Here is a 1,152-nt window from a genome sequence, read left to right on the forward strand (position 1 = left end):
CCACTACTGTCCCGTTAAATTGTCGAACAGATTCAGTTGGTTAGGGATTCCGGGAGCCTCCGTTATGTGCGGGTCATTTGTAAGCAGTTGAATTAACGGGGTTCTTTCGAACAAGGTCAGGCTCAGAATCTGTAGGATTGTGTAGAGATCGGCCCGGATCTCGAGGCGCTTTTTGATGATGGCCACGAGGACATAGACAGACAAGGCGATCCATATCTGGCTTTTGAGTGCGTTCTCGGAGGTGCCGAAGAATGACTTGATGCGCAGGTGTTGTTTAATCCATTTGAAGAACAACTCCACCTGCCAACGGTAGCGATACAGATCGGCCAGCGTTTGCGCCGGGATGGCGAAGTTGTTGGTCAGAAAGTTGAAGGTCTTGCCGCTTGGCGTATCGTGGTATTTCACCCGGCGTAGCGGTTGAGGATAGGTGCTTGCCGAATCGACCCCAGTGAGCACGATGGTCTGATCGCAACGGACACCGCCCGATTTGTCCACGGGCTGGGAGTAACGACGCCGGTACTTGGTGTTGGACTTGGCGCGAATGACGAAGAAGGCGCCGGCTGTGTGCAGGGTAAAAAGCCTTCGGAAGTCCACGTAGCCCCGGTCCATGATGTAGAACGCGCCGGGTTCCGGCAGGAGGATGTCGAGCACGTTGACGTCGTGCAGCTTGCCGTCGGAGATGTGGACGAAAGTCGGGATGTTGCCGCGCAGATCCAGCAAGGTGTGCAGCTTGGCCGCAGACTTGGTGGCAGGAAACAGCGCCCACGGGAAGAGCGACAGACACAGGTCGATGGTGGTGGCATCCAGGGCATAGACGGTATTGTCGAGGCTCAGTCCCAGGTCCTCGTCGGCATAGAGAGGCCGGGCGATGCGAATCAAGGCGTGGGCAAAGTCGGCATAAATCCGCCAGTCGCGCCGTTCGTTGGCTTTGGATAAGGTGTTGCGTGCTACCCGAGTGCAGCGCAACCCCATGTGGTACAGCTTGCTCTGCTGGGCGCGCAGACAGGCTTCGATGTCGCGCAAGCTCTCGCGGTAAGTCAGCTGCGCAAATGCCATCGCGAGATACTGGTCGAGACAGCGGAACTGCTTGACATAACGTTCGCCCTGGTAACGCGCCACACAACGCCGAAACGTGTGCAGAGGCAAATGGTC

The 1,152-nt window shown here is 56.9% G+C and carries 1 protein-coding gene; it reads right to left on the reverse strand.

Annotated features, from left to right (window positions below):
- Positions 1-3: 3 nt before the first annotated feature.
- Positions 4-1,152, reverse strand: a 1,149-nt coding sequence (locus tag E1958_RS19545; protein ID WP_243725313.1) for an IS4 family transposase, incomplete at its 5' end; no start/stop codon positions are given.

The organism is Candidatus Thiosymbion oneisti, assembly GCF_004359955.1.
Lineage (GTDB): Bacteria > Pseudomonadota > Gammaproteobacteria > Chromatiales > Chromatiaceae > Thiosymbion > Thiosymbion oneisti.